The sequence below is a fragment of the Rhodococcus sp. KBS0724 genome, assembly GCF_005938745.2.
Classification (GTDB): Bacteria; Actinomycetota; Actinomycetes; order Mycobacteriales; family Mycobacteriaceae; genus Rhodococcus_F.
On record NZ_VCBX02000002.1, the window covers coordinates 249,353 to 271,083 of the forward strand.

Here is a 21,731-nt window from a genome sequence, read left to right on the forward strand (position 1 = left end):
TTGAATTTAGCTGCACGGGCACCCCTGCGAGTGGTACCGTCCTTGAGAAACGCTGTGTCGCTGCTTTATTCGAACGGATGATGATGACTGATTTCGCAATGACCATCAATGGCGTCAGTGCGCCATCGGCCAATGGGTTCGCTGTGCTGAATCCGGCGACCAACTCAGTTGTGGCGACGGCGCCGGAGTGTTCGGAGGATCAGCTCGACGCGGCGATGGATGCTGCAGCCGAAGCGCACCGCCACTGGCGGCTCGACGATGGTGTGCGCCGAGTGGCACTGCGGGCTGCGGCTGATGTGATTGTTGATTCCGAAGATGAGTTGGCGGCCGTGCTCACAGTGGAGCAAGGTAAGCCACTTGCGGACTCGAGGATGGAGGTTCGTGCCACTGCTTTGTGGTTCCGGTACTATGCGGACTTCGAAGTGCCGGCCGAGCCCGGCCTGCGCGACGATCGGGCAATCGTCGAGATTCGCAGGCAACCGCTGGGGGTCGTCGTAGCCATCACACCGTGGAACTTCCCCCTCGCACTGGCCGCGTGGAAAATGGCTCCTGCGCTTCGCGCCGGGAATACTGTGGTGCTCAAACCCTCGCCGCACACGCCCCTCGCGACGTTAAAGTTGGGGGAACTCCTTGCCGGGGTCCTGCCGCCGGGCGTATTAAACGTGGTCAGCGGGTCTGATCCGCTGGGCGCCAGGATGACCTCGCATGCGATACCAAGAAAGATTTCCTTCACCGGATCCATCGCGACAGGGAAGCGCGTGGCTGCCTCTGCCGCGAATGATCTGAAACGGGTGACCCTGGAGTTGGGCGGCAATGACCCGGCCATCCTGCTTGATGACGTAGACCCGAGTTTCATCGCCGAACGGTTGTTCTGGAGTGCATTCCATAACAATGGGCAGGTCTGTATGGCTGTCAAGCGCGTCTACGTTCCTGAAAGGCTTCACGACGAGGTGGTCGAAGCTCTTGCAGCAATCGCTCGGTCGGTTCAGGTCGGTGATGGGACAGATCCGAAGACCCAGCTTGGTCCGATAAATAACAGACAGCAGTTTGACATCGTTTCTGGACTTATCGGCGACGCGCTGGACAGGGGTGGATTCGTGGCCGCAGGTGGACGGGCGATCGACGGTCCCGGGTTGTTCCACGAGCCGACAATACTTGCCGGCGTGACCGATGGAACTGCGATTGTAGACCAAGAGCAGTTCGGTCCTGTACTTCCGGTGGTCTCTTATCGAGATCTCGACGAGGTCGTCGAACGAGCTAATGGAACGCATTTCGGACTTTCCGGATCGGTCTGGGGTGCAGACGAAGACCTGGCAGCCGAGGTGGCGACCCGACTCGAGTGTGGAACGGCCTGGGTCAATACTCATCTCGCAGTTCGGCCCAGTATTCCGTTTGGCGGGATGAAGTGGAGCGGCCTGGGCGTCGAGAATGGTGCGTGGGGCTACAACGAGTTCACGTCACTCAGGGTCCTGCACCGAGCGGTCGGCTGACGGGCGCGTGTCTGGATCACGTTGGCAGCGGCTCCGTGGGTTGTGTGGCGACGACGTGTTCGTGCTCGCTATGGTTTGATCGGTGCTCGACTGGTCACATAGCATCCCTGTTGAAGTCCTCGGCGCGCATCAAGGCGAATGAGTTGAGGAGATATGGGGCGCAAATGACGATAGTTCGCAGCAAGCAGCAGGTTGTCGACGTAGCTGCAAAGGTCTTCCGCGAAAAGGGGTACGAGGCAACCAAACTCGAGGACATCGCCGCCGAACTTGGGATCTTGCAGGGTAGTCTCTACTATCACATCGATAGCAAGGCGAGCCTGCTTCGTGAGGTCCGTGTCCAAATGTTTGAGGAAATCACCGAGCAGATCGAGAAGACAGCTTCGGGTGATGGTCCTGCAGTTGAAAAGCTCCGACTTGTGATTGTCCAGTACGTACGTTACCTCGAGCGTGTTCTTCCCCTTATTGAACACTGGATCATTGCTCCAGCCGATAAACGTAAGACGAAGAAACACGCCAGAGAAGACCGGGCCTTGTCACACCGGCTGCGTGAGGTCTGGCTGTCGATTCTGCGGGAAGGCGTTGATGCCGGGGAGATTCGTAGTGATCTCGACCTGAATGTTGTCATGCTATCGATAATCGGCATCTGTAACTCGATTGGTCGTTGGTATGACCCTAGTGGGGATCTATCAATAGACGAGATCGCGAAGGCTCAATTTGATATCTGCTGGGGTGGTATTTCGGGCTAACACTCGATCCGAGTATTCGCAAGAACCGAACCACATGGTCGCAGAGCGACTATGTGGTTCAGTTCATTCCTTCTGGTTTGGTCGTCAGTTGCCCTTGTCGAAATCTTATTCCCGTGGTATTTTCAAACTAAAGCAGAATCAAACAAGAACAGAAAATCTGTTCGGCTCGATCCTTGTAGCTTTTCGCGCGAGCCTTGGAGTATGGCCGAGATTGTGGGGGGACATGGCGGCGGCGTAAAACTTGACCCCAGATGGCAGCAGGCCAAGCTTAAGGCTCTGGCTCTGCCATTGTTTGAGTAGATGTTGTCGTAATTCGAGGTTGCGCGATTTAGGTTAAAGAGGTTGCTCTGATTGATAACCGCAAGCATGAGGAGTGGGGGAGTTGTTTAGCGGCGACACACTATTTCATGCCAATCTGTCGAACGATGTCATGGCGGGAGTTGAGCAAAGAATTAACCAAACTCGGCGAGGGCATATTCTTCGACGACGACAAAAAATCTCTATAAATTAGGGTAATCAAGTTCGCGACCGGAAACGCCTGGGTCGAGTATTCACCCTATCTAACAACAGATCGTATCACCAACGTGTGCATCGTCAGCGCCGATGATCGGAGCTATGCTACCATACCCGACTCAAATTTGAGGAGGATCAGTGGATCGGCCCGCGGGAAGATGTGCTCCGACGCAAAGGCGATTTTGAGATCGCGACGATTCATTTACCTCGACCAGACGATTCTTCTTTCGCGTAATCTCAGTAGTTTTTTCTGATCAGTGACAACGCAGACTGGCGATCCGATACGAACTGCAACTACGTCGGAAACGGTATTGAGAGGTAAATCGTGCAGTCGCAAGTGAACACACGGGGGATGACGTCGAAATATGATACGTCGGCAGCGAAAGCGTTCGCAATTCTCGATGCCTTCGCCGGCCCACAATATTCCCTTGGAGTTTCTGAACTTGCATTGATCACCAATTTGCCGAAGAGTACCGTTCATCGATTGCTGGCTGTTCTCTTGGGTAGCCGTTACGTGTTGCGCTCGGGAGACAAGTATCGGTTGTCTGATCGGGCGTTCGAGCTTGGTCAGCGAGCACCGTTGTGTCGGCCAGACGAGTTGCGCGACCGAGCGCACCCCTATATGACGGAGTTGTTCGCGTCTACGCGGCAGACGATTCATCTCGCAGTGCTAGCGGGCACTGATATTCTCTACTTGGAGAAGCTTTACGGTCACGACTCGGTCAAACTGCCGTCCCGGGTAGGACAGCGGCGTCCTGCGTACACAACAGCATTGGGAAAAGCGATTGTTGCATTCGCGGCTCCGGAGCAGATCAAGCAAAATCTTGCAGTTAAGTATCTGCGCTACACCGCCTACACCGTCACGAACTCGTCAAGTATGTCTCGTTCGCTGAGCCGAGTCCGCCAGGAAGGCTACGCGACCGATTTCGAGGAATCCTACGTAGGAGTGACGTGTCTGGCTGTCCCGATATTCGATCCGCGGACGAACAAAGCCGTTGCTGCACTGTCGATGTCGACAACTGTCGGGGGCCTCTCGGTTCTGAAGTTCAGAGCGCTGATTACCAACGCAGCACGTCAACTATCGACACAACTCGAAGCTAAGTCTTAACGAGGTTCTGGCACGGCTTTGAAGCCGTGAGCAGAGATACGCGTCATCCGTGACGGGAAGATGCCCTAAGGTCAGGGTAGGTAGGCAGTCTATCTCGGTCTTTCCTTCAACGCTGCGGACTTCGGTGCTCGTGCTGTCTTCTGACTGTGCTCGCGCTTATCAACGAATCCGACGAGCACGTTCACGAGCAGATCCGCGAATCCGTTGATAGGGCCCTCGTTTGGTGAGCCACTCGCTATCGGAGAATCAATGCGTGTAAATGCAGATGGCAGCGAACTCATTTGGAGTTCGGTACGCCGGCGATGAATTGGCGGCGTCGGTTGTTGTAGTCCTCCTTCCAATCCTCGATGACCACCCGTGCTTCGAGGAGACTGTGGAATTCGTTCATGTTCAGACATTCGTCACGGACACGGTTGTTGAACGGGGTAATTCCTTTGGAGTGGTGGGGTTTCGATAAGGACAGCACCAGCGAAAACGTATGTCGATGACCCGCTATGGGCGGGTCATCGCGTGGTGATCAATGAGTACGTCTCACAGTGACTCAGAGAAAGCAATCCACGCGATGACTCCAGACCGTTCTGCCTCGCTCGCCCAACTCGACGCACTCACCAGTGCAGAATCGACATCTGTATTTGCCGGGTCGATCCGCGCGGGCCTGCAAGCCCCGATCGAGGCAGAAGCAACCGAGAGAATCGGCGCCAGCCGCTATCAACGCGCCGAAGGCCGCAGCACCCAACGCAACCTGCACTGACTCAAGACCGTCTCTACAACCTCCGGCGGTGTGGAGGTTGTAGATCCCCGAAGCTACGGTCCGGATCGTTCTTTCCCTCGCGGCTCGGGCGGCGCAGGCGGATCGACAAAGCGGTGCATGCGTGGTCATGGAGGTCTACGTCCACGGCGCCTCCACCCGCGACATCGACGACCTCACCGCCGACTCCGAGATCGCCAAATCGGCGCGACTGTGCGCAACTCGATGGTGAGATCACCCGGTTCCGGGAACGCACCTTGACCCACACGACCTATCCCTACATCCTCCTCTACGCGACTTACTCCAAAGTCCGTTTCGGGTGCATGTGGTTTCGTATGCAATGGTTGTGGCGACCGGGTACAGCGTCGGCACGGAGACGTTGAGTTGTCGGGCGATTTCCTCGACGTCGGTGCCTGTTGTTGCGAGTTTGTCGCCTTGGCGCAGTTTTCGGATGATCTGTTCGGGCGTGTGTCGTTTGCGTCCAGCCATGAGATGAAGCCTTTCAAGCCCTTGATCAGGGCTGAAGGATTCTCATAACTTGTGGGTACCTTGATGGGATCATGCGGTTGTAACAATACGTGAAACTTGCCTGGATCGGTTGGTGACGGGGCTGATCCAGGCGTGTCCAGCCGATGAACTTCGGTTCATGCTCGCTGCGGAGCCGGCGAGATACTGACATCGCTATGTCCTCGGCGACGGGGTCACGATGGACGGACGGCGATATTATATCCAACGTTCGTCGCTCGGTACTGCGGCGATTAGAACGGGTGCCACAGGCGGTGGCGATTGCGGAGCACGGCAAGGTCTGAACATGGATTCACAACCGCGTCGCCACCCCGTTGTCGAGCCCCAGGACGTTGCTTACCGTCCGAAGGTGCTCGACGTGCTCGCCGAATCCCTGGAAGCCTCGGCGGACAGTGATGACGTCGACCTGGGTGCCACCGGCATCACGCCAGCGCGCCGCTTGCTCGACAATCGTCTCGGGGGTGTCGCCCTCGCTGAGCATGATTTCGAAGTCAAAATCGTCGGCGTCCCGTCCGGCTGCCACCAGATGCTCACGGATCCGGCTTATTCCGGCCACGCTCTGGTCGACGCTTCCAGCGAAGATGAATCCGGATGCCTCGCGTGCTGCGCGCCGGTATGCCGGTTCGCTGTTTCCCGAGAGATAGATCGGGATCTCACGGGTAGGTCGCGGATTAATGCAGGCTCGATCAAGGGAGTGGAACCGCCCGTCGAAGGTTACTAGTGGCGACGTCCACAGTTCACGAAGAAGGATGAGTTGCTCGTCAAGGCGTGCGCCGCGAGTCTGAAAATCTTGAGCGAGCACGCTGTACTCGACGTGGTTCCATCCGGTGCCGACCCCGAGCCTGATTCGGCCACCGGACAGGATATCGGCGTCGGCAACCTGTCGCGCCACGATTGCCGTCTGCCGTTCGGGCAAGATGAGGACTCCGCTGACCAATTCGATGCGCGATGTGATCGCCGATAGGTATCCGAAGAGGACAAAGGGGTCGTGAAACGTATCGTGTTCGGTGTATGGGCCGAGTAGCGGTGGCGTGCGATCGGTCGGGTCGGCACCAATTGGATGATCGGGGATAAGGAACGAACTGTATCCGAATTCTTCTGTGGCGCTGGCGATTGCCCGAACAGCCCCAGGATGTCCGCGCATCTCGGTCTGGGGATAGACAACTCCGACTCTCACAGGGTTCCCCTCAGGTCGTCGGTCGATGTCAGCGTGGTAGATCTCATACGAGTCCCCTCAGGTCGTCGGTCGATGTCAGCGTGGCAGATGCCAGGCGCTACTGGGCTTGCGCTATCCACCGTTAGCGGGATGCCCCATTATCCCACGTACCCGACGATCTTCGGATGCTTCATGTTCCACTCTCCGGAACGTTGCGAGCTATCAATCTCGTTATGTCGGCGGTGATTCGTATAGACGCCGATGTGCTGATTCACAACGCTTGTTGCGAGAAGTTGATGCGACACATTCTTTTGCCCTTGGATGGCAATTTGACGACTGGGCGGGTTATTTTGAAATGTGTGCCTCGCCCGCATCGAGCAACGAGTGATTGACCTGGTAGGCGGCCGGGAAAGGGCTGTTGTCACCGGTGGGCGAACTTGGCTCGATGTTGCGGTCGGTGATCTCAAGCTGGGGACACCTATATTCGCTGAATCGGATTGGACGGCAGGCTCACGTGGTTGTCGCAACGAGCGATGCGCGAAACCTTTCCAGCCCAGCCGATGTTCCGCAATCGTGGGTCTTGACAACGACGCGACGAGGATTCTTCAGCCATCTCAAGGAGGAATGGTTCCACATCCAGGGAAGCTCGGAACTCGTGTTCGACGAGGAAGCCCCAGAAATCCGCGGGCCGCGAATCGTCCTGAAAGACATGGGGTCAGGATGTGTGTATGTAGCCGCGTCGGGTGCTTACCCGTCCCGAGTTCGGCGCGTGGTGCGGAGGGGGTTCGCACATTTGATCACACAACTCAGCCGGCACCAATGGCAAGCGTTACGCCACTACGGAGTTGTGAGGGGGTGTAGGACTCGGATGTCAGACGGATTATCGACACCCGCCGAGCGGCCAAACCACATCGGCAGGGCTGCTTATCACGCCGTCTACCCGGCGGGTCTTTTCGGGCGTTGGCTGCCGACATGGGAATAGCTTTCGACCGCGGCTGCGCGCATCGTGGCTGGCTGAGATGTGCGTGTTCCATGCCGTGGTCTGCGGTGATGTGGACAGCTGTCTGGAACAGGTTTCTCAACGATTGCTTGCCTAAGGCTATTTGTGCGATCGCTGAGTAGTAGTAGCATTGGAACGAAGGCTTGAGAAGGTATCGCATATGTCAGTATGGCCGAAAAATTCAAACCTGTTGGTACCGTTTGCCTTAAGTTATTTGAGCGACCGGTTCACACAGACCTGCGGATAGTGTCGGATTATGTCTGATTCTGTGGCTGGGGCACAGCCTGATTCGAGAGATTCAATCGTTGCAGAATTGACCGCCGCGGGCTTCTGCGATGCACGAGTGATCGGACGTGGAGGGTTTGGCGTCGTCTATCGCTGTTCACAGCGAGACCTTGAGCGAGATGTTGCAGTAAAGGTTTTGACGGCGGACCTTTCCGACGATGATCGTCGTCGCTTCGTCCGAGAGCAGCATGCAATGGGGCGCTTGTCCGGTCATCCAAATATCATAAGCCTCCTGCAGGCAGGTGCCACTTCAAGCGGATGTCCCTACATTGTGATGCCGTATCATCGGTTGGGTTCGCTGGACGGACAGCTGCGGCGAGGTGTGTCGATAGAATGGGTGGAAGTTTTACGTCTGGGTGTGAAGCTTGCGGGTGCACTCGATACCGCTCACCAATTAGGTATTCTTCATCGAGATGTAAAACCTGCAAATGTTCTTCTCACTGAATACGGCGAGCCGCAATTGTCAGATTTCGGTATTGCGCATTATTCTGGTGGATTTGAAACAGAAAAGGATATGATATCCGGCTCTCTTGCTTTCACTGCACCAGAAATATTTAGAGGTGAAGAACCTACGCCTGCATCCGATGTCTACAGCCTCGGCGCGACGATGTTTTGCCTAATCTCGGGACGTTCCGCTTTCGCGCGACGAAATGGTGAAGGTATGCCATCTCAGGTTCTTCGAATCACTAGTCAGCCTGTTCCTATTTGTGATCTGAAGGATGTTCCCGATGATGTAGGTTTGCTTATTAAACTGTCAATGTCCGGGAATCCTCAAGAGCGGCCCGTGACTGCAGAAATGATGGGAGAACTTATTCAGAAGGTTCAACATCAAAACAATCTACCTGCCGAATTTATGAATCTAGGTAATAAAAATAGAGGATCGACAAGGTATATTGAATATTCGAAACGGTCGAATTTTGACCATGGGGTGGAGATGGAAAATATTCCGTTTGATATTTCAAAAAACGAGAAGATCAAAACGCGGCGCGTGAAGCCCTCTTTCGCCCCTAGTGAAAATGTTCGAGAAAACAACATAGGTCTAGAATTGACTAGTTTTATCGGCCGTCGTCGTGAAATAAAAAGTGTTCGACAACAAATGGCCACTTCGCGATTGGTTACGATCACAGGCATTGGAGGTATAGGAAAAAGTAGGCTCGCACTTCGTGTAGCATCGGATTCTCGCCGTGCATTTTCAGATGGGGTCTGGCTGACAGACCTTGGTCAATTGAAAGATGAGGTATTGGTTGCAGAAGCGATCATGGCAACTTTTGGGGTTAAAAAGCAGGATATATACAGTCCGGAACAAATACTTGCCGGATATCTTTCATCGCGACACCTACTTCTTGTCCTCGATAATTGTGAACATATCTTAAACTCTGTATCGAATATCGTAAATTCATTGCTCAAAAATTGTCCAGAGTTGCATATTATAGCTACGAGCCGCGAACGCCTTGGTGTAGCAGGTGAAGCAGTAGTTTCAATACCGCCGCTAACTCTGCCGGATCTAGATATAGTTCCAGATGTTGAAGGTCTATCCCATTATGAGGGTTTGGCGCTTTTCGCTGAACGTGCCAGTGCAGCGTTGCCTGGATTTGCTCTCAATGCTCGTAATGCTGTCGATGTCATCTATATTTGCCAACGTCTCGATGGACTTCCGCTTGCCATTGAGTTGGCAGCGGCACGCCTTCGGGCCATGTCAACCGCGCAGATTCGGGACCGTCTAAGCGACAGATACAAACTGCTAACGCTGGGAGTCCGGGGCGCGCCCTCGCGACAACAGACTCTCAGGTTGTGTATTGATTGGAGCTATGAACTCTGTACTTTTGATGAGCAACGCTTTTGGGCACGATTGTCGGTCTTCGCGGGTGGATTCGAGCTTGATGCTGCCGAAGTGATTTGTGGTGAGGGAACCGGAATTGCCGAGGTGGATGACATGATTGGATCCTTGGTCGATAAGTCCATTCTCATTAGAAACGAACGTGGCGGAGCGACGTGGTATCGGATGATGGAAAGTCTCGTTCAGTATGGGAAAGAGAAATTGAGGGAATCTGGTGAATACATAGAGCATCGAAAAAAGCACTGCTACTGGTATGAAAATCTAGCGGTGATAGCAAAATCTCAGTGGATCAGTGAGCGACAGTCCTATTGGGTCGATAGACTTGAGAGAGAGATTCCCAACCTTCGAAATGCGATGGAGTACTCACTTGAAAACCCGGATGAAGTCCTGGTAGGGTTGCGAATCGCAACGACATTAAAACAATTTTGGTTTGCAAAAGGTCTATTTGCAGAGGCAAGGCGTTGGATTGATCGAGCATTGGATGCTTCTGACGACATCCCTTCTGAATTGCGCATAGAAGCGTTGTGTTTTGCGGGTTTGATGGCTGCCAGTAAAGACAATATCGAAGCCGCAGAGTTGTATCTCGATCGCGCACAAAATTTGGCTCTTCTTATAAATAGTAAAAAAGGTAGTGCATGGGTATCTACAACCCGCGCAGCAATAATAGTCATAATCGACACTTTGGATAAGTCCGAGATTAGCGTAGCTGAAGCGGTCGAAGTGTTCCGGGACGATGGAGACCTCAATGACTTGCTATTCGGTCTTTTGGGGATGGCCATGATTGCGCAGCAAAGCCAAAATCTGGACAGTGTTCTGGAAGTAAATAGGGAAATTGTAAAATTGACAGAGGGGTTTAGGGATTTACATTACCGATCGCATTCCCTTTCGGTCGTTGGGTATACGCTGTTTCGGAAAGGTGATTTGATTAGATCTACGGAGATACTGAGGGAAGGATTGCGACTATCTCAAGCGATGGGAGATCATATGACTTCCGCTACTTTTATCGGATCATTGGCGTGGGTGGCTTCTGCTGATAGCAGGGAACGGGATGCATCCATTCTCTTAGGGGCAAGAGAATCTATACATCACACGATGGGTTACTCAGGCGGATTCATGCCAGACCTTGTCGTGGAAAATCTACCGGAAATGGTGCTGGAGCACGACGATCAAGTGCGTAGACATGCCAGTAAGGTTCTTAGTTCCTCAAAATTTGACAGAGCATTCAGACTTGGGTTGAAAATGTCATATAATGCCGCTGTTTCATTTGCCCTTGGGGAAAATAATAATTGCAAAAATGATGTTTCTTCCTCGAATGAATTTCTGCAGTTAACTCCGCGAGAACGTCAGGTCGCTGACTTGGTGTCGGAGGGTTTGACTAACAAATCAATAGCAGAAAAATTGGTTATTTCTCCACGCACAGCCCAAGGGCATGTCGAGCATATATTGAATAAGCTGGGTTTTACTTCCCGATCCCAAATTGCGGCCTGGGTCGTTGCGGAAGGTTCGAATTGATGCACTTCAGTAATTGGTATTTATTTAAAGGCACTCAGGGGATCTTTCCATTAAGGGGAAATGGTGCGTCAAACTGGAATAGATTTCGAAGTAATCTATGTCTATTTAGTCTATAAGTTATTTGACTCCATTTTTTCTCATCCTCGATGAAGGACTTCGACGTATCGACGGAGTCCTTCATCGAGGCCAGGTTGAGGATAATCGTCGACCGAGGTTTGGATTCGGCTGGGTGCGATTCTATTTTAAATTTCGTTTTGTGTAAGGGGAATCTTTAGTATCCATATCGGCGAAATAGATATCCTCAGGGCTTAGAATTGAGTGCATAAATCAGGAACTAGGTTTAGGAAAGTCGACGAGAATCGCCGGGGAGGTGGAGCGGCTTTTTTCGGTTCGCTACAGCTTGAGAATCCGGCCGGAACGACTCCGCGTTCCTTAATTCGTCGAATACCTTGGGGTCGACCAGGGTTGAGGTGTCTCCGAGGTCGCGGCCTTCGGCGACGTCGCGCAGGAGGCGTCGCATGATCTTGCCGGAGCGGGTTTTCGGCAGTTCCGGAACGATGGTGATCTGACGCGGTTTCGCGATGGGGCTGATGTCGGTGGAGACCTGCGCTTTGAGTTCGGCGATGAGGACGTCACCGGTGTTCTCGACGCCTTCGCGGAGGATGACGAACGCGACGATGCCCTGTCCGGTGGTTTCGTCGGCGGCGCCGACGACGGCGGCTTCCGCGACGCCGTGGTGGTTGACGAGTGCCGATTCCACTTCGGAGGTGGAGATGCGGTGTCCGGAGACGTTCATGACGTCGTCGACGCGGCCGAGGACCCACAGGGCGCCGTCCTCGTCGTATTTGGCGCCGTCACCGGCGAAGTACCAGCCTTCTTCGGCGTACCGGGACCAGTAGGTGTCGCGGTAGCGCTCCATGTCGCCCCAGATACCGCGCAGCATCGCCGGCCACGGCTCGTCGAGGACGAGGTAGCCGTTACCGCCGGGACCGAGCGGCTTGGCGTCGTCGTCGACGATCTTCGCGGAGATGCCGGGGAGCGGCGCCATGGCGGATCCGGGCTTGGTGGCGGTGATACCGGGGAGCGGGGAGATCATGATGGCGCCGGTTTCGGTCTGCCACCACGTGTCGACGATGGGTGCCTTGTTGCCGCCGATGACGTCGCGGAACCAGCGCCACGCTTCGGGGTTGATGGGCTCGCCCACGGAGCCGAGGAGGCGGATGGAGGACAGGTCGTGGGCGTCGGGGATCTCACGGCCCCACTTCATGAAGGTCCGCACCAGGGTGGGTGCGGTGTAGTAGATGGAGACGCCGTACTTCTCGATGATGTTGAAGTGGCGGTGCTCGTCGGGGGAGTTGGGGGTGCCTTCGTAGACGACCTGGGTGACGCCGTTGGAGAGGGGGCCGTAGACGATGTAGGAGTGTCCGGTGACCCAGCCGATGTCGGCGGTGCACCAGTAGACGTCTTGTCCGGCTTTGTGATCGAAGACGTTGTGGTGGGTGTAGGAGGCTTGGGTGAGGTAGCCGCCGGAGGTGTGGATGATGCCCTTGGGCTTTCCGGTGGTGCCGGAGGTGTAGAGGATGAAGAGGGGGTGTTCGGCGTCGAACGGTTGCGCTTCGTGCTCGGGCGATGCCTGTGCGACGGTCTCGTGCCACCACAGGTCGCGGCCGGGCGTCCACTCGACGTCGATGCCGGTTCGGTTGACCACCAACACGTTCTGTACCGAGTCGGCGCCGGCGACGGATTCGTCGACCGCGCTCTTGATGGGTGCTGCTGCGCCGCGTCGCCACTGACCGTCCACGGTGACAACGAGTTTGGCTTGTGCGTCGTCGATGCGTGAGCGTAGGGCGGTGGCGGAGAATCCGGCGAAGACGACCGAGTGGGTCAGGCCGAGGCGGGCGCAGACGAGGGACTGCCCCCGGTTTGGTTGACATCTGACCTGTGAAGATCAGTCTTCACGGTGAAAGGATGTACATCATGCCGAAGCCGTTCCCCGAGGAGTTCCGCCCGCGACGTAGTCGCGGTCGCCCGCAAACGCGAGGCCCCACTTTTCCAGATCGCGAAAGACTTCGGTGTCAGCGAGGCAACGCTGCACAACTGGCTCAAGAAAGCCGACATCGAAAACGGCAACCGACCAGGAGCGGCGAAGGAAGAGTCCGCTGAACTGCGCGAACTCAAGAAGCGCAATCGACTTCTCGAGCAGGAGAACGAGGTCCTGCGTCGGGCCGCGGCATATCTCAGTCAGGGCATTCTCCCAAAATGATGTTCCCGCTGGTCCGCGACCTCGCCGTAGATGGAGTTCCCGTCACGGCGGGCTGCCGGGTGCTCGGTTTCTCGACGCAAGCGTTCTACAAAATAGCGCCAAGATCCTGTGACACAGAGAGATTGGGACGACACACATCTGATCAACGCCGCCTACGACATTCACGCCGACGACCCGGCTTTCGGATATCGATTCATCGCCGACGAATTACCGAGCCGAGGCATCATCGCCGGTGAGAACCGCGTTGCCCGGTTGTGTTCGCAGCAACGGATCTGGTCGGTGTTCTCGAAGAAGAAGGGACTGAACAGGAAATCGGGTCCACCGGTCCATGACGATCTCGTCGCCCGCAGGTTCACGGCACAGAAGCCGAACCAGGTGTGGCTCACGGACATCACCGAACACCGGACCGATACCGGAAAGCTGTACTTGTGCGCGATCAAGGACGTGTATTCGAACAAGATTGTCGGCTACTCGATCGATTCGCGAATGAAAGCGTCACTAGCTGTCCGTGCACTGACCAATGCCGTCGCTCTCCGGGAGCCGGCCGGGACGATCGTACATTCCGGCAGGGGCAGCCAATTTCGGTCGAGAAAGTTCGTGCACGCATTGTCGGACAACGGTTTACAGGGTTCCATGGGAAGATTTGGGGCATGCGGCGACAATGCCGCTATGGAATCTTTTTTCTCGTTGTTGCAGAAGAACGTCCTCGACCGTCAACGGTGGTCGACTCGTGAACAGCTGCGGCTTGCGATCGTGACCTGGATCGAGAAAACCTACCATCGCAAACGTCGGCAACGACGCTTTGGAAAGCTCACACCGATCGAGTTTGAGACAATCACCCAGACCGCATACGCGGCCTGAAACTATCAACCCCACAAGTCAACCGAAGTGGGGGCAGTCCCTTTCAAAGTCGCTGAGCTAGCTGTGCAGCCCCAGATTAATGTTGGGGCATGATTGTTGCCAACAGCCATAGCTACGAGCGATTCCTCATTCGTGCCAGATCGCTCTTACACAGATTATCTGACTCTCTCATACGCTGCTGGTCCTGACCGTGCTGGCACGGTTGTTAGCGCTTCAGCTAATCGGCGAGGTTGAGTCCAGCAGAGTGGTGTACGACCAGTCGCCCTGAAACCGTGGGCGTGTCGCTACCCGGATGAGGACGGCCACCGCGTGATTCTTCAAGAGAGCTACCAACTCGACCTGAAGAGGGAACACGCGATGACCGATCACAACTTTATCGACCCCGAAAAGTTTCTGTCCGACCAACTCGCTGGAGCAAGCCCCGATTTGCTGCGCTCGATGCTCGGAATCTTCATTACCGCGCTGATGGGCGCCGAAGCGGACAGCCTCTGCGGCGCCGGCTACGGCGAACGCACCGACGACCGCGTCAACTCCCGTAACGGATACCGCCACCGCGACTTCAACACCCGTGCAGGAACTCTCGACACCCGTGCAGGAACTCTCGACGTCTCCATTCCGAAGCTGCGGCAAGGCTCCTATTTTCCGGATTGGCTGCTCGAGCGCCGTAAACGCGCGGAGCGGGCCCTGACGTCGGTGGTCGCTACCTGCTATCTGCTCGGGGTTTCGACGCGGCGGATGGAGAAGCTCGTTGAGTCGTTGGGCATCAACAGCTTGTCGAAGTCGCAGGTGTCGATCATGGCCCGCGACCTCGACGAGCAAGTCGAATCGTTCCGAACCCGGCCACTCGATCAAGGCCCGTATACGTTCGTCGCCTCCGATGCACTGGTACTCAAAGTTCGGGAAAACGGGCGCGTGATGAACGTGCACGCCCTGATCGCGGTCGGCATCAACAAAGATGGGCACCGCGAAATACTCGGCATCGACGTCTCCTCCGGTGAGGACAAGGCCGGCTGGTTGACGTTCTTCCGTGGCTTGGTCGCCCGCGGCCTGAGCGGCGTCAAGTTGGTGACCTCCGATGCCCACGCCGGTCTCGTGGCGTCGATCGGTGCCACCCTGCCCGGTGCATCATGGCAACGGTGTCGCACGCACTACGCGGTGAACTTGATGTCGATCACTCCGAAAGCGCAGTGGCCGTGGGTGAAGGCGATGTTGCATTCGATCTACGATCAACCAGACCGGAAAGGTGTTGAGGAACAGTATGATCGGATGCTCGATGCTTTGTCGGACAAGCTTCCGAAGGTAGCGGCGCACCTCGATGATGCACGGGCCGAGTTGCTCGCATTCACCGCATTCCCGAAGGAGATTTGGCGTCAGATCTGGTCCAACAATCCGCAGGAACGACTGAACAAGGAAATTCGTCGGCGGACCGATGTCGTCGGTATCTTCCCCGACCGGACCTCGTTGATCCGGCTTGTCGGAGCCGTTCTTGCCGAGCAGCACGATGAGTGGACTGAAGGCCGCCGATACCTCGGTCTGGACGTCCTTGCCCACTCCAGGGTGACTATCGTGGCCCCGGAAACCGGTGACGACAACACAATCGACGAGGAGGTCAACTCGACTACCCTTGCAGCGCTGACAGCCTGAAAGAGGAGATCACGCAGTGCCCGTCCCCACACACCACGCATTTGGACTTGACCATCGGCGACTCGCTGTTACTTGTTGCCGCGACTCGATAGACAGAGAGCAGCAACTAGAATGTCACAGACGCACGCGACGACAAAGCATAGAACAAATCGGTCAGTAGTTGGTACTCCCGGCATACCAATCACGCTCTTGGACTGAAGGATTCCAGCGTAGATCGCTGAGCCCAATGCGCCGGAGATCATCATTATGAATCCGACCATGCTTACCCCCATACCGGTGAACTCTTGGGGCACCGCTATCTGCATTGCGCCGATCAGACCAACTCCGGCAAGGCCGCTTCCCACTCCATAAATTACGGCCGCCACAACGAAAGCAGCGGAGTGGGGGAGATTGAGTACGACGAAGGTGCCAGCCGCAGCGTGGCCCACAGCGCCCATGCCCGTGACGGCGGTTTCTATCGGTCGTCGCAACACTTCTGCCTAGAATCTGGAGTTTGTGTTGTCGTCATCTCGTCGTGTGAAGAAGGGGCCGGGGCGTCGTCCGCAGTCGGCCAAGCGTCAGCGGTTCATGGAGCTCCGCGGCCGCGGGTGGAGCATTCTCGCGGCTGCCCGCGAGGTCGGTGTATCCCGAACCACCGGAAACAACTGGTCGCGCGGCTACAAGACCTACTGCAACGGTGCGGCCGTAGGATTCGTACCTGCTTTGGAGCGGCTGGCGGTACGTGAGATCAGTGCCCGGTTTCTGTCCCAAGACGAACGCATCGAGATCGCCGATCTACGCCGTGCGGGACTGAGTATCCGAGCGATCGCAGGCCGGTTGGGGCGGTCGCCCTCGACGATCTCGCGCGAACTTCGCCGGAACGCAGTCACGGGCAACGATTATCGGCCGTTCGAGGCCCACCGACGTGCCACGGCCCGACGAGCCCGGCGGCATCGGCGACGTCTGGAGATCACACCAGAATTACAGCGGGTCGTGGCGGAACTGTTGTCGCAGCGGTGGAGTCCGCAGCAGATCAGCCGGCATCTGCGGGCGCGATTCCCGGACGAGCCGCGGATGTGGTTGTGCCACGAGAGCATCTATCGGGCCATCTACCAGCCCGGATCGCTTTTACTGCGGCCCTCTCCGCTGGCCCCGCAGCGGCGGTCACCGCTGCGCACCGGCCGTGATCACCGGCGTGCTCAGCGGCGCGGAGAGCTACGCCGCCCGCGATTCGAGCAGCCGATGCTCACCATTCATCAACGGCCATTCCCTCCCGAGGACCGTTCGCAAGCTGGGCACTGGGAAGGTGACTTAATCACCGGCGCCCACAACCAATCCGCGATCGGCACGCTCGTCGAGCGCCAGACACGGATGGTTCGGTTGCTGCATCTTCCCTTCCGCGACGGCGATTCTCTCCATGCGGCGCTGACCGCGCGGATGCGCGATCTGCCGGCGGCGTTACTGCGGTCGATCACCTGGGATCAGGGCTCCGAAATGGCCCGTCACACTACGATCGCGCGATCGCTGGGCGCACCGGTCTACTTCTGCGATTCACGTTCCCCGTGGCAGCGCGGTTCGAACGAGAACGCCAACGGACTGTTGCGTGACTACTTCCCGAAGGGAACAGACCTCGCCATCCACTCGCCGGAGCATCTGCTGGCCGTTGAGAACGAACTCAACAGCCGTCCCAGGGTCGTCCTCCAAGACCGTTGTCCGACAGAGTTGTTCACGGCTCTACTAGAGTCACAGAATCCGTCGGTGTTGCGACGTTGACTAGAACCCAAGGTGCCGTACCTTGATCAGTTTTCACCTGCCGTCGACAGAAAGAAAGTCGATTGGCATGCAGACAAAGAGCAGCTGAAGGCTCGGCTTTACGGTGGATGTGAGTGCGCGCCGCGCCAGTTCGTCCGATTCCGCGTCTTGACACGCGGTGCGGGTCACAATTTCAGGTCCAGCGTGCGTACTAGGAATTCAGTCACAACTATGTAGGGGCAGTAAGTCCTGCCGCGGTCATACTGACTACGACGGATGCGGCGGGTGTGCCAGCGAGACTGCCTCAGAGGGTTCGAGGATGCCTTCGAGGATGATCATCAAGAATCGGTCACGCATCGCCCCGCTAGGGGCTATTCGGCTAGAAGGTGATGCCAATTCGATTGCTCGCGCTACTCCTGAAACCAGAACGATCAACTCGCTGGCATTGATGCTTGGCCTCAGAGCCTTCGTGCGTTGAGCCTCCACGAGAAGACCTTCGGCGGCCATGACGATCTTGCTGTATCCCCATCTGAGGTTTTCTTCTGGATCGGTCTCTCTGAGGCCTTGGCCCAGTAGTGAAGACAGAAAACTATCCGACTCAATACACAGGTCAATGAACTCTCTCAGCCACTGGACTAGTGCATCTAAGGGGCTGAGATTCGAGGCGAGATCCGTGGCACGCTCGGCGAAAGCCGCGGTCTTACCGCGATACATGTCTTCGAATAGATGCATTCGACTGGGGAAGTGCCGGTAGAGCGTCGCCGGCGCGACTCCTGCTTCTCTCGCAACTTCCTCAAGTGTGACTTCAGGGCCGCGTGAGGAAATCAGGCTCTCGGCCGCGGTGACGATGCGTTCGATACTGCGGCGAGCGTCTGCGCGCAGTCCCGCGTGTCTTCGCCCACCTCGTGCAGTGTTGTCAGGCACTGATATCTCCCAAAAATTTTCGCTAGTTGTGACTACAGTCACCTTAGTCTACAGTAAGTCAGAGCTCACTCTCATTTAGCGGGAGTGGGAGCTAAGCGAAGGGAAGGAGTGGATCCCGTTGAACGTAGGACTTGCGGCCGAGCAACCCAACTCGTCGGTCGATAGGACTCTCGCTGTCTTTGATGCATTTACTTCGTCTAATACTCCTGCAGCACTGCGTATTTCGCAAATATCGGAGCGCTCTGGTATGCCTAAATCGACTGTTCATCGACTGCTGGCCGCGATGGTGGCACACGGCTACGTGAGGAAGGCTGGAGTGCACTATCGCCTTGCGGAGCGCATCTTCGAGCTCGGGCATCACGCGCAAGTTGGTCAAATCGGTGATTTGCGGGACGTCGCAAACCCATACATCGCGGAGCTATTTGCAGCGACACGTCACACGATTCATTTGGCGGTTTTGAGTGGCACAGACGTTCTGTACGTTGAAAAGATGCATGGGCTGGGTAGCCTAGATATCCCGACTCGAACCGGTGGAAGGCAACCTGCGTATTCGACGGGTGTCGGTAAGGCGCTTCTCGCTTTTGGAAGCCCGGATGCCGTAAGCAATGCGTTGAGGTTAAAATTTCACAGATTCACGGCCTATACGGTGGCTAGTGCCCGCGGGATGGAGCAATCAATTTGTCGAATCAGAGACAGTGGGATTGCAATCGACCGCGAAGAGTCTTTCCTCGGCGTAACGTGTATCGCGGCCCCGGTGATGGATATAGATCTCAAAACTGCCGTGGCAGCTATTTCAATTACCGGGCCGGCGACTGGAACAACCTTGTTGCGCCATAGATCTCTTTTGTCTAAAACTGCGGATCAGTTATCTCACGCCTTACATGGTGTGCATATAAATAGAATGGATTGAGGGTGACGATATTATTGACCTAAATGGAGCCTTATATCGGTGCGCGTAAATTGGTGAGAAATTGCGAGTGCAATGATATTGCTTCTTGATCGGTTTGCTGGCTGAATCTAATAAATGCACGATCGTTATATGGGAAGGGTACCTAATGAGTTACATCAGCGCTCTTGGTTATATCGGAATCGGCGCGAAAAGCCTCGATGATTGGCAAGAATTCTCATCTGAGGTCCTCGGACTCCAAACAGTTCGAGAAAAGGACGCAGACGGAGTTGACACTCTGTTTCTGCGGATGGACCAGCGACATCACCGGATAGCCGTTCGAGAAGGAGACGACTCCCTCAGCTATGTGGGCTGGGAAGTCGCGACTGAGAAGGACCTTGATTCGCAAGCGGACGCACTCAAGCAAGCAGGAGTAACAGTCACAGAAGAACCAGATTTGGCTGTTATTCGGCAAGTGCAACGTCTCATCCGTTGTGAAGATCCAGCTGGTTTCCAGACCGAAATCTATTTCGGTCCCGCGACCACACGAGCTAAGTTCATTTCACCGACTGGTGTAAGTTTCGTCACTCGTGGTCCTGATGGTAGGGACTTGGGGCTGGGGCACATCGTACTTGTGGCTCCGAATATGGATGAATTGATCCAATTCTATATTGATCTGCTCGGATTTCAGGTTAGTGACTACATGACCTTCCCCGGAATCAAAATTACCTTCACCCATGTCAACCCACGACATCATTCGCTGGCATTCGGACCCGCTCCCGAAGGGCGCGGTGCGTACCTTGATCACATCATGCTTGAAGTTAACGATCTTGACGGAGTTGGCCGGGCGCTCGACATGGTTCGTACCCGTGAGCTCTCACTCACTGCCAGTCTGGGGCGCCATACGAATGATGAAATGCTGTCTTTCTACGTCCAATCTCCTTCCGGAATCGGAATCGAATACGGCACAGCTGGCAAGCTGATAGATGACGCGACATGGACGGTTTCCAACTGGGATTCATCCGAGTTCTGGGGACATGACCGGAGTAATGCCCATTAACGGGTAAGTCTTAACCTTGCATCCGTGTATCTCTCATCCCGAGAAAAATATGCCTTTTGAGCGATAAGTGAGGAGAATTATGAGCGCAGCAAACAGCCTTGTAGATCAGCTCGATGATCTGGTCTCTCTCGAAAGAGGCGAGATTGACCGTCGAATATTCAGTGATGAAGAGATATTTGACCTTGAGATGAAGTATATCTTCGGTCGAGCCTGGCTCTTTCTATGCCATGAGACCCAGATTCCCAAGCGCGGAGACTTCTTCGAAGCCCCCATGGGACGCGACAACGTCCTTGTCGTCCGACAAAAAGACGGAAGCATTAGGGCGTTTCTTAACACATGCTCACACCGCGGGAATGCAGTATGCCGCGCGGAAGAAGGCAATGTCAAAAACTTCATGTGCACCTACCACGGCTGGACGTTCGGCCTGGATGGCGAGTTGGTTGGTGTACCTGGCAAATCGATTTTCTACAAAGACAAGCTGGACCTCTCCAAGCACCCCCTGCGGAAGGTTGCTCAACTTGAAACCTACAGGGGCTTCGTCTTCGCGACATTCGACGAAACCGCTCCCTCCTTGGAAGATTTCCTCGGGCCGACCGGACGATTGAGTCTTGACCTTCTCGCAGAGCGCGGGGATATGGAAGTCATCCCCGGAATCCAAAAGTTCGTCGTCAATACGAACTGGAAGTTCACCGTCGACAATGTCTTCGACTACTATCACCCACAGATCACGCACATGTCGGCGTTCGCTGTTGGCGCTATTCCCTCACCGCCAGACGAGTTTGTTGAGGGCGGTGCCCTCACCGATGAAGGAAATCGACTCGAAGTCCCTTTCCTGCCAACCGATCTGCACAATATTGTGATGATCAGCGAGTATGGACATGCGATCTCGGGCCCGGAGCAAGCTGTGTTGGAGAAAGATTACGGTAGCCAGGAACCATTTGCATGGCGCTACACGCCAGGGACACAGGAGAAACTCGGCCGGTACGGCAGCCGAGTTGCCGGCCATCCGCACATCTTTCCCACTACCTGGCTGACAGCTGGTGGTCAGCTGAGTTTGCGAATACCGCGCAGCCCTGGTGTTACTGAGATCTGGTGGTACTCCTTCCGCGATCGAAATGCCTCAGGCGAGCAACAAGCAGCAGAACTAAGCGGTCATATTCACTACTTCGGCCCGGCCGGTCTACTTGAGCAGGAAGACGGAGAAAACTGGGCACAGAGCACTCTCCAAACTCGTGGGGGTGTAAGTCGTGAAGTACCTCAGTTGCTCAAAATGGGCCTACAAACCTCGAAGATCATCAAAGAGGACGGCCTTGCCGTGATCGAGGCCCCGATCAATGAGCATGCACAGCTCTGGACGTACCACTCATGGCGAGAATGGCTGCGGAACCCTACCTGGGAAGAGCTCCGAGCGCGCACCACGCCAGGCGACTATATCTGACGAG

At 55.7% G+C, this 21,731-nt stretch carries 12 protein-coding genes and 3 pseudogenes; 11 read left to right on the plus strand and 4 right to left on the minus strand.

The features are described from left to right. The first annotated feature begins 83 nt into the window (after positions 1-83). From FFI94_RS32060 to FFI94_RS32075, 3 genes are all read left to right on the plus strand, one after another. Positions 84-1,490: an aldehyde dehydrogenase family protein gene (locus FFI94_RS32060; protein WP_138873922.1), complete on the plus strand. Its 1,407-nt coding sequence runs from the start codon at positions 84-86 to the stop codon at positions 1,488-1,490. A 164-nt stretch (positions 1,491-1,654) separates the two neighbouring features. Beyond that, on the plus strand, positions 1,655-2,236 hold the full coding sequence (locus tag FFI94_RS32065) for a TetR/AcrR family transcriptional regulator (RefSeq protein ID WP_138873923.1): 582 nt from the start codon (positions 1,655-1,657) through the stop codon (positions 2,234-2,236). 865 nt (positions 2,237-3,101) lie between these two features. After that, positions 3,102-3,857, plus strand: a complete 756-nt coding sequence (locus FFI94_RS32075; RefSeq protein ID WP_138873924.1) for an IclR family transcriptional regulator — start codon at positions 3,102-3,104, stop codon at positions 3,855-3,857. Positions 3,858-4,134: 277 nt separating this feature from the next. Here the strand turns inward: FFI94_RS32075 and FFI94_RS32080 are convergent, their stop codons facing one another. Next, positions 4,135-4,323: an integrase core domain-containing protein gene (locus tag FFI94_RS32080; protein ID WP_185993480.1), complete on the minus strand. Its 189-nt coding sequence runs from the start codon at positions 4,321-4,323 to the stop codon at positions 4,135-4,137. 96 nt (positions 4,324-4,419) lie between these two features. On the opposite strand from FFI94_RS32080, the pseudogene FFI94_RS34545 reads away from it, so the two are divergent. Then, positions 4,420-5,053, plus strand: a pseudogene (locus FFI94_RS34545) (transposase); the annotation flags it as partial. Positions 5,054-5,422: 369 nt separating this feature from the next. Here the strand turns inward: FFI94_RS34545 and FFI94_RS32090 are convergent. Beyond that, on the minus strand, positions 5,423-6,307 hold the full coding sequence (locus FFI94_RS32090) for an LLM class F420-dependent oxidoreductase (protein WP_138873927.1): 885 nt from the start codon (positions 6,305-6,307) through the stop codon (positions 5,423-5,425). A 1,235-nt stretch (positions 6,308-7,542) separates the two neighbouring features. Here FFI94_RS32090 and FFI94_RS32095 point away from each other — a divergent pair. Next, on the plus strand, positions 7,543-10,920 hold the full coding sequence (locus tag FFI94_RS32095; protein WP_138873928.1) for a protein kinase domain-containing protein: 3,378 nt from the start codon (positions 7,543-7,545) through the stop codon (positions 10,918-10,920). 430 nt (positions 10,921-11,350) lie between these two features. Here the strand turns inward: FFI94_RS32095 and acs are convergent. Next, positions 11,351-12,829 (minus strand): annotated as a pseudogene (gene acs, locus FFI94_RS32100) (acetate--CoA ligase); the annotation flags it as partial. Between the two features lie 68 nt (positions 12,830-12,897). Between acs and FFI94_RS32105 the strand changes: the two are divergent. From FFI94_RS32105 to FFI94_RS32115, 3 genes and pseudogenes are all read left to right on the plus strand, one after another. After that, positions 12,898-14,044 (plus strand): annotated as a pseudogene (locus FFI94_RS32105) (IS3 family transposase). Between the two features lie 357 nt (positions 14,045-14,401). After that, a complete protein-coding gene (locus tag FFI94_RS32110; RefSeq protein ID WP_138873888.1) occupies positions 14,402-15,688 on the plus strand; it encodes an IS256 family transposase in 1,287 nt (428 codons plus the stop codon). A 567-nt stretch (positions 15,689-16,255) separates the two neighbouring features. Continuing rightward, positions 16,256-17,440: an IS30 family transposase gene (locus tag FFI94_RS32115; RefSeq protein WP_260684589.1), complete on the plus strand. Its 1,185-nt coding sequence runs from the start codon at positions 16,256-16,258 to the stop codon at positions 17,438-17,440. Positions 17,441-17,686: 246 nt separating this feature from the next. On the opposite strand, the gene FFI94_RS32120 is transcribed toward FFI94_RS32115, so the two are convergent. After that, positions 17,687-18,343, minus strand: a complete 657-nt coding sequence (locus FFI94_RS32120) for a TetR/AcrR family transcriptional regulator (protein ID WP_185993482.1) — start codon at positions 18,341-18,343, stop codon at positions 17,687-17,689. 118 nt (positions 18,344-18,461) lie between these two features. Here FFI94_RS32120 and FFI94_RS32125 point away from each other — a divergent pair, with 118 nt between their 5' ends. From FFI94_RS32125 to FFI94_RS32135, 3 genes are all read left to right on the plus strand, one after another. After that, positions 18,462-19,253 (plus strand): IclR family transcriptional regulator, encoded by a 792-nt coding sequence (locus FFI94_RS32125; RefSeq protein ID WP_138873931.1) that lies wholly within the window; start codon positions 18,462-18,464, stop codon positions 19,251-19,253. 145 nt (positions 19,254-19,398) lie between these two features. Further along, positions 19,399-20,289 carry a VOC family protein gene (locus tag FFI94_RS32130; RefSeq protein ID WP_138873932.1) on the plus strand — a complete coding sequence of 297 codons (891 nt, stop codon included), beginning with the start codon at positions 19,399-19,401 and terminating at the stop codon, positions 20,287-20,289. 79 nt (positions 20,290-20,368) lie between these two features. Next, positions 20,369-21,727 carry a Rieske 2Fe-2S domain-containing protein gene (locus FFI94_RS32135; protein ID WP_138873933.1) on the plus strand — a complete coding sequence of 453 codons (1,359 nt, stop codon included), beginning with the start codon at positions 20,369-20,371 and terminating at the stop codon, positions 21,725-21,727. Positions 21,728-21,731: the final 4 nt, after the last annotated feature.